The sequence below is a fragment of the Arthrobacter luteolus NBRC 107841 genome (assembly GCF_001552075.1).
GTDB lineage: Bacteria > Actinomycetota > Actinomycetes > Actinomycetales > Micrococcaceae > Arthrobacter_B > Arthrobacter_B luteolus.
Map to the genome: position 1 here is coordinate 94,808 of NZ_BCQM01000010.1, position 6,417 is coordinate 101,224.

The following is a 6,417-nucleotide window of genomic DNA, read 5'->3' on the forward strand; positions in this document are numbered from 1 at the left end:
GAGGCAATGGCAGATCCAGCACGCGCTGCGAAACTCGCTGACCGTATCAAGGTAGTGGTTGCCCAGGCACTCGAGCGCCGGATCAAGGATCCGCGGCTGGGGTTTGTGACTATCACCGACGCCCGCGTCACGAATGACCTGCAGCATGCCACCGTCTACTACACCGTCTTTGGTGATGAGGCGCAGCAGGCTGACACCAAGGCAGCCCTGGATTCCGCACGCGGAATCCTGCGCTCGGAGGTCGGGAAGAACATCACGGTCCGGCTGACACCCACCCTGGAATTCGTCGCAGACGAAATCCCGGTCAACGCGAGCCACCTGGAAGAACTCATCCGGGAAGCCAAGAAGCGTGACGAGGAGCTGGCGGCACTGAAGAAGGGTGCCGCCTACGCCGGAGACGCTGACCCCTACCGCAGGGACGAAGAAGACGACGAAGAGGACCTGCAGGACGCTCCGGCTGAAGACTCGGACGCCCGCAGCTAATCCCGCGGCCGGCGCCCACAACCGGCTGGTTGCATCAGAAGGAGCGGCACCATTTGATATGGTGCCGCTCCTTCTGTGTTGTGTTGCTGGCGGCGGGCCGGGTGTCAGCCAGTCACGCCGTCAATCCGCTGGTCCACTAGTTCGCTAATCACTGTTTGGCTCGGCAGGTTCACCGCCGGGCTGTGCCAGCCCGTGCGGGTCCCCGCCGCTGGTGAGCTGGATCCGGATGACCTTTCCGTCGAAGACCGGTGGCGGGGCGTTCGGATCAACCGGCGCACCCGGTTCGGGTATACCGCCCGGCGGCAGGGCATCAACACTGGCGTACAGGGCGGAGCCGCGGAGCTCCACGTCTGCCGGGCCGGTGACCTCGTACCAGGGCTGGGGTGTGGCCGTTCCCCGCGGGATGACTGAAATCCGGTTCGCGAACAGCTCTGCGACGAAGATGTCTCCGCGGCTGCTGACCGCAATGCCCGTCGGACTCACAAGTCCCGATGCCACCAGATCCACCGATCCGCTGCGCGGGTTGACCCGGTAGACGGAGCCGGCACCACCGCCCGGGCCGCCCGGGAGCGACGTGACGTACAGCTGGCCGTCACGTCCCATGGCCATGTCAGTGGGCACGGGCTCCGAATAGTAGTCATGGCCCACCGTGCAGGCAGGCAGTTGGAGCTGATCGGCGGATTCCTGGGTAATGGTGACCGGCACCGGCGGCAGCACGGCCACGGTGGAGGTCTGCCCGCTGCGCTCCGAAACCCGCAGAATGGCATTGGCTCCGGCGTCCGCTACCAGAATGCTGCCCCGGACCCGCATGGTGTCGTAGGGGTGGGAGTCCATCATCCCCGTGTAATTGGCAGGAATTTCGGGAGGAATCTGGCTGAGGCACGTTGCATCCAGGTCCCGGAATCCATACGTGTTGACCTGATCCGGGTTGGCGCTCCGTTCATAAACTGCCAGGTCGGTGATGGTCCGGATGGTGCCCCGGCGGTCCACGGAACGCAGGAGCGCGACGTTGTTCTCCGGCATCCCGAGGCCTTCGCCCGTTGTCAGTGAGTAGTACGTGGTGCCGCCTACCCGGGACACGGCGTCTGAGATGTAGCCGGGAATTCCCGGGTCCAGGGTAGTGAGCGTGCCGTCCTGGCCAATGCGGTTCACACTGCCGGCAAAGGTCTGGGCGACGTCGACGGACCGGTAGCTGCCCAGGGCAATCCGCAGCGGAGTGACCAGCCCGGTTGCCAGCGTGGTCACCTCTCCTGCCACCGGCAGCGGTTTGGGGTGGTGCCGGTTATGGGCAGCCGCCGGCGGTGCGCCGGCAAGCCCTGCTAGCAGGGCCCCTGCTGCCACGAGCGGCAACAGGGATGATGCTCGTTTTTTCATGATGATCTCCTGGTGGATGGGTGGATGGGTGGATGGGTGGATGGGTGGATGGGTGGATGGGTGGGTGAGTGGGGCCGCGGCGCGGCCGCCGCGTGTGGTGCCGGGGGCGGGGGAGCGGGAACCGGGGGAACAGTCCGCGTCCCCCGCCCCCGAGGATGGGGCCGCGGTCAGCGGCGCGGGCGGATCCGCAGATCAGCGGTCAGCGGAGTGTCCTCGGAGTTGGGGCCGACGTACACGGGCACCGTTCCCGTGGGGGTGACCCAGCGGTCGGTGTTCACATCCCAGTAGGAGAAGGACTCAATATCCAAGGGGATCCGTACCCGGGTGCTTTCGCCCGGTGCGAGATCCACTTTGGTCCACCCGGCGAGGGACTTCGGTGCCATCTGGACCGGTGCGTTGGGGTTGGCTCCGGCGTAGGCCTGCACAACTTCGCTGCCTGCCGTGTCACCGGTGTTGGTGATGCGCACCGACGCCTGCAGGGGTTTGTTCCTGCAGGACCTGCCCTTGTCCCAGCCGTGATGGTGGCCCTTGCCTTTGCCCCATCCGCGGTTGCTTCCGTGCAGCGGGGTTCCAACACCGGCGTCGCCGGAAGCCGTGGCCTCTGCATCCGCTCCCGGCGTTTCGGCCTCGCCCTCCAGCGCATCGAACTTTCCGTTCTTTCCACCCGTGCTGTAGATCCTGCAGGTGATGCGCAGGTCCGAGTAGTCGAAGCTGGTGTAGGAAAGCCCGTAGCCGAATGGATACGCCGGTTCGATGCCGAACTGCTGGTAGCCGCGGTAGCCGACGAAGATCCCTTCGGTGTATTCGGCATTGAGTCCATCCACGCCCGGGTACTGCGCCGGGGTGCTGACCGGGGTCTCGTCCGCGTTGACGGGCAGGGTAATCGGCAGTTTTCCGGAGGGATTAACATCCCCGAACAGCACGCTGGCGATGGCAGTTCCCTGGTTCTGCCCGGGGTACCAGCCATGGATGACGCCGCCAACGGCGTCCTGCCAATCAACCACCTCAACCACACCGCCCACCGTCAGCACCACCACGGTGTTCGGGTTGGCAGCACCGACGGCGCGGATCAGGTCCGCCTGCCAGTTCGGCAGCTCGAGGGTGCTGAGGTCTCCACCCTCGGTGGAGTAGTCCCGCACCAGGACGACGGCGGCATCGGACTCCGCTGCCTGCGCGGCTGCGTTGGCGGCCTGCGGCAAAACGACGCCTTCCGGCGGAACCCACGCGAGTTTGAGCTGCGACTGGACCTGGTTCCAGGTGGAGCTGGTGTCGTAGATGTAGGTCAGTTCGATGGAATGGGTGGAGCCGGCGGTGAAGTCCAGCGGAACAGAGACGGTCTGGTTCTGCTGGGACGGCGTCGGCGTGAAGAAGTCGGCCACGTTGACCACTTCGGTTCCGTCAACGGTCAGGGTTGTCTTTCCGTTGGTGACGACCTGCAGCTCGTACGTTCCGGTGACCGGTGCCGTGAGGGTGGCGCTCCACCGTGCTGACATGTTGGTGTTCAGATCCTGGGGGATGTCCGGGAAATGCGGTGAATCGGCGTTCAAGGCCGTGAAGCTGTAGAAACCGGTGTTGAGGCCAACGTACGGTTCGACCCGGTCCAGATAAGGGGCACCGGAGAAGTCCTGGTTCAGGAAATACTCGGCCGAGAGTCCGGTTCCTGCGGCACCGCCGGCTGGTGTCATGAACGATGACGGAATGGGTGCTGCGCCGGGGAGCAGGGCTGCCGATGTTACCGGGTCGGTGCCCGGAACGTAGCTAACCTCAGTCCCGGTGCCTGCCAGCCTGGCCTGGATGCCTGCCAGCGGTGACGTTTCCGACGTGGGATTCATGATGTGGGAGCTGCCGCCGCCCTGGACCACTTCGTCGGCGTCCGTGCCGATCACCGCAAGGGAGCCGAGGTCCTCCGCCAGCGGCAGCACGTCGTCGTTCTTCAGCAGGACCATGCCCTGGGCTGCCGCTTCGGCGGACTGCGTGTTGTGCAGCGCTTCGTCGATGGGCAGCTGGTCGAGCGTCCGGTCGAAAAGCCCCAGTCCGATCATTGGCCGCAGGATCCGCGTCACGGCGTCGTTGATCCGGTCAATCGACACTGTCCCGGCGTTCACCGCATCGATCAGCGGCTGGCAGAACAGGCAGTCGCCCACCTGTCCCGGTGTGTAGTTGCCCGGCTGGTCCTGGTCGAGGCCGGCATTGATGTCAAGGGTCTCGTGGGCAGCGTTGTAGTCACTCATCACGAAGCCCTGGAAGCCGTATTGTTCCTTCAGGATCTGGTTGATCAGGAAATCGTTGCCGCAGGAGTACTCCCCGTTGACCTTGTTGAACCCGCACATCACGGATCCGGGATGCGTCCCGTTGATGATCTCGGCGAAGGGACGGTTATAGATTTCCTGCAGGGTGCGGTCATCCACCACCATGTTGGCGTCCTGCAGCCGGTTGTATTCCTGGGTGTAGACCGCCCAGTCCTGGATATTCCCAAGCAGCCCGCCGTACTCCTGGATGGTGCCGTTCCAGGCATTACCCATCGCGGACATCAGCAGCGGATCCTCGCCGAAGGACTCGAAGTTGCGGCCGTTCTGCGGTACCCGGGCAATGTTGACCGAGGGGGAGAGCACCGTGTTCATGCCCGTCCGGAAGGCCTCGTCGGCGGTGACCCCGGCATGCAGATCTGCCACCTCAGCGTCCCAGGAGGCAGCCGCACTGATCGCCGAAGGCAGCAGGGTGGAGCGCCCGCCGTTGAATTCAGTTGAGCCCAGCCGGACGCCGTTGCGGCCGTCAGTCATGGTCAGGGCAGGAATGCCCAGGCGTTCGATCGGAGCGTTGTAGAAGCCGTAGTCATTGTTGAGCTCTCCGTGGAGCATGTCCACTTTTTCATCGAGCGTCATCTGGCCCAGGAGGGCGGCGGCACGGGCGGTTGCCGACTGGTCGGTGTCCCAGTAGGAGACCGGGGGCTGGGGCTGATTGCTGCCGCGGTGGGCGTTGGCCGTAGCCGGAGCCACGAGTGCGAGCGCACAGACCACCGCCGCCAGGGTGCGGGCAGCACGCCTCCGCCGCTTGGATGGAAGCGTACTTCGGGGGACCGAGGCACGGCCGCTGCGCATGCTTCCGTGCTGTAAAAGGCCGCGGCGGACCGTCTGAAATACTGCTGGCTTTTTTCCCACGAGTGTCTCCTTCGCATTGGGCCTGCTCAATGCGAGACTCGTTCCGGCGCGGAACCCCAAACCGTTTCCCCAGCCGAAAAACAGTCCACAGACTAGGTACACGGATGTGACCTGTAAACGCGAAGTTGAGTGGAACCTGTGCTGCAGCCGTGAAATTCCTGAAAAGGTTCGGCTTTGGAGCGCGGGGCTGCGGTGCATGCACCGCGCCGCTAGCCTGTCCCGCTAAGCGGCGGCAGGAAGCCGGCTGAGCCCTTCCACCAGGTCCTCCCGCCGGCCGCACAGGGCGATCCGGACCCAGCCTTCCCCAAATGATCCAAAGGCGGTCCCGGGCGCCAGGGCCACCTGGGATTCCGTGAGGAACCGCCGGGTCCACTGGCGGATATCGCCGCCGGAAACGGAGGACAGGTCAGCCCACAGATAAAAGGCGCCCTGCGCGGCCAGGAACGGCAGGCCCTTGTCTGCCAAAACCGCGGATGCCGCATTCCGGTTGGCGCGGTAATGCGCGGCGGCCGTCTCCACGTATTCCTGCGGTCCGGTAAGCGCCGCCAGGGCTGCATACTGCGACGGTGAAGCCACACAGGAAACGATCGACTCCATCACCGTGCTCATGCGTGCCTCCAGCCCCGGCGGCGTGACCAGGGCCCCGATCCGCAGTCCGGTCAGGCCGTAGGTCTTGGAAAGCGTGTAGGACGCCAGCACCAGCTCCCCGCCGCCGTCGAACTCCAGCGGGCTCACATGGGGCACATCGTAGGTAAACGCCTCATAGCATTCGTCGGAGAGGATCCACAGTCCCCGCCGCCGGGCCAGTTCCACGAGCCCGCGGGTCAGCTCGGCGCTGAAGACGGATCCCAGGGGGTTGGAGGGGGAGTTCAGCAGCAGGACCCTGGTCCGGGCGGTGATCCTCGATTCGATCTCGGAAAGCCGAGGCTGGAAACCGTCTGCCGGGTGGAGGGGATACTCCACCGGCACCGCGTGCAGCAGCCGGGCCGTCATGGCGAAGGTGGGATACCCCGGGTTCGGCACCAGGATCTCGTCCCCGGCGTCCAGCAGCAGGCTCATGGCCAGGTGCAGGCCCTGCTGGGCGCCCGCGGTGACGAACACCCGGGAGGGGTCAACCGTGCTGCCGGAGATCCGGGACACCCGGTCGGCAAACGCTGCGCGCAGGGGAGCGATGCCCGCGTTCGGTGTGTACCCCGTCTCATCCCGCGCCAGTGCTGCCTCCCCCGCCTCGAGGATATGGGCGGGGGTTGGGAAGCCCGGCTCGCCGATACTGAGGACAACGGCATTGGGGACGGCCCATGCGGCCTGGGTGATTTCGCGGATCTGGTTAGGGTCGACGGTACGCACGTGAGCGGCGAGCTGTGGCATACCCGAATGCTACCGGCGGGGTGCCCGGTGCCGG

Annotated in this window: 4 protein-coding genes; 1 reads left to right on the plus strand and 3 read right to left on the minus strand. The window is 65.4% G+C overall.

The window, feature by feature from the left end; genetic code table 11:
- The first annotated feature begins 6 nt into the window (after nt 1-6).
- Nucleotides 7-483 (plus strand): 30S ribosome-binding factor RbfA, encoded by a 477-nt coding sequence (gene rbfA, locus AL3_RS15330; RefSeq protein WP_066302644.1) that lies wholly within the window; start codon nt 7-9, stop codon nt 481-483.
- 144 nt (nt 484-627) lie between these two features.
- On the opposite strand, the gene AL3_RS15335 is transcribed toward rbfA, so the two are convergent.
- The 3 genes from AL3_RS15335 to AL3_RS15345 form a co-directional block, all read right to left on the minus strand.
- Nucleotides 628-1,857 carry a ScyD/ScyE family protein gene (locus AL3_RS15335; protein ID WP_151724063.1) on the minus strand — a complete coding sequence of 410 codons (1,230 nt, stop codon included), beginning with the start codon at nt 1,855-1,857 and terminating at the stop codon, nt 628-630.
- 167 nt (nt 1,858-2,024) lie between these two features.
- Nucleotides 2,025-4,955, minus strand: coding sequence for a beta-glucosidase (locus AL3_RS15340; protein ID WP_161599358.1), 2,931 nt, complete (start codon nt 4,953-4,955; stop codon nt 2,025-2,027).
- 282 nt (nt 4,956-5,237) lie between these two features.
- Nucleotides 5,238-6,383: a pyridoxal phosphate-dependent aminotransferase gene (locus tag AL3_RS15345; protein WP_066302652.1), complete on the minus strand. Its 1,146-nt coding sequence runs from the start codon at nt 6,381-6,383 to the stop codon at nt 5,238-5,240.
- Nucleotides 6,384-6,417: the final 34 nt, after the last annotated feature.